Raw genomic sequence first — 1,719 nt, forward strand, 5'->3', positions numbered from 1 at the left:
AATTGATAATGTCAATAACTTAATTAATTTTATTAATATTTAATCAGCAATAAATTGATTTTAATGATTTTCAGACCTGCAGGATTTGTTCTGTCAAATCCGAATCGTTGCCGGGCGCAGATTTGCTGTATATGCTGTCACCCCCTTCGCCGTTCACTAGCGGCTCAAGGACGTAGCGCGGCCTTGCCCGCAAAACGAATGTCCTGTTTTTTTACGAATCCATGCCGGAATGTAACAAAAAAAGGACACCTTTCAGCTTCTTCCCTGGCATAGATTTTGCTTGAAATAAATGGATGGGTGCACACATGAAAAACAAAACAACAGTTTGCCTGCTGGCTTTTTTGATGCTTCCCATGGCGGCCCGCGCCCAGCGGAGGCAGATCAGCCTCGTGGGAACGGTGGGCATGGCCACCGGCAACATGGAAAGGCTGATCGTCAACCTGGGGATCGAAATGGAGGTTTTTCATCATTTCTACGCGCAGGTCAGCTTCGACAACTTCCTCACTTGGGACTCCCTGACGGGCTATTATGCCCGGGACGGCCGTATCTGGTTCGACCCGGCGATACGCACCCGGGTTTTCGGTATGAACCTCTTGGGGACCTTCAAGCTCCCCCTGACCCAACAGAGCGCATGGTTTGCCAAGGCCGGCGTTGCCTACACGTTCCGTTCCCGGTATTTTTATGACAATTACTACTATGATGGCTTCGGCGATTACGGGTACGGCGACTACTACGATTATTATGGCGAGTCGTACTCCAGTGAGGATGAGAACCCGATGCGGACCGGTTTGGCCTACGTCCTGGGAACGGGGATCGAATACCGGCTCAACAAAAAACTGGCCCTGACCGGCGGCGGTACCTATGAGTCCCTGTTTGATCAGACTCCCGCATCCGGGAATAACGGAGAACACGGCAACTGGGTGAAACTCTACATCGGATTCAACTACCGGATCAGATAAGAACAAAAGGGCGAACACGGGGGTTCGCCCCTACAAATTCCATGATCACGCATCCCCTGCGGGGGTATATGATTTGTGTTGTCACGAAGTTAACCCAGCAGATTGATCCTGGTGAAAATGTAGTCCAGATCCTCTTCCTTCAGCACCACGCGAAAATAATCGCTGTCGCCGAGTTGCTGCGGCTGGTAGCCTTCGGACTCGAAATACTTGGCCGACTTGCGGCGGTCAAACCAGTAGACCAGGGCGATGCGGCCGCGGACGATCTCGATGGCCGTGATGCCGTGGCGGCCGATGCCGCAGCCCGAATTGAACAGGCAGGGCAGCAGCGGGCCGTCGTGGTAGAGATTTTCCGCGCGCCGCACCTGGCGGTCCTTATGCTGCAGCTTGATATATTCCTCTTTCAGGCGTGCCAGCTTTTGCTCCAGTTCCTGCTTCGCGGCAGCTTTGGCCCGCGGATACTTGCGGCAAAGATTCTCGATCTCGATCTTCAGGGTTTCCAGGCGCGGCAGGGATTCGAATAAAGGCCGGTGGGTATGGCCGATCAGGGCCATGACCTTTTTCTCACGGGCAAAGCTGTACATGCGCCTTTCAACGCGGAAGCGGCGGCGGCTGCTTTCGGCCACCGTGTAGTTGCCGATGCCCAGGGGGCGGAGCAGCCAGCGCAGGAACAGGATACCGAAGGTCTGGAACGCCCAGTTGAGGCTCGAGGTCTGGTGGCCGTGCATCACGAACAGCAGCTTGCCGCCCAGGCGGATCTTCA

Annotated in this window: 2 protein-coding genes; one reads left to right on the forward strand and one right to left on the reverse strand. The window is 54.4% G+C overall.

Annotated elements, in window-relative coordinates; genetic code table 11:
• The first annotated feature begins 305 nt into the window (after positions 1 to 305).
• On the forward strand, positions 306 to 959 hold the full coding sequence (locus NTW95_12865; protein ID MCX6558301.1) for a hypothetical protein: 654 nt from the start codon (positions 306 to 308) through the stop codon (positions 957 to 959).
• Positions 960 to 1,048: 89 nt separating this feature from the next.
• Here NTW95_12865 and NTW95_12870 read toward each other — a convergent pair.
• Positions 1,049 to 1,719: metallophosphoesterase (locus tag NTW95_12870; protein ID MCX6558302.1), on the reverse strand; the 671-nt coding region annotated here is incomplete at its 5' end.

The organism is Candidatus Aminicenantes bacterium (assembly GCA_026393795.1).
Lineage (GTDB): Bacteria > Acidobacteriota > Aminicenantia > UBA2199 > UBA2199 > UBA2199.

Bases quoted from the DNA above. Each gene is read 5' to 3' on its own strand.
- NTW95_12865 (MCX6558301.1), top strand. From the start codon at position 306: ATGAAAAACAAAACAACAGTTTGCCTGCTGGCTTTTTTGATGCTTCCC.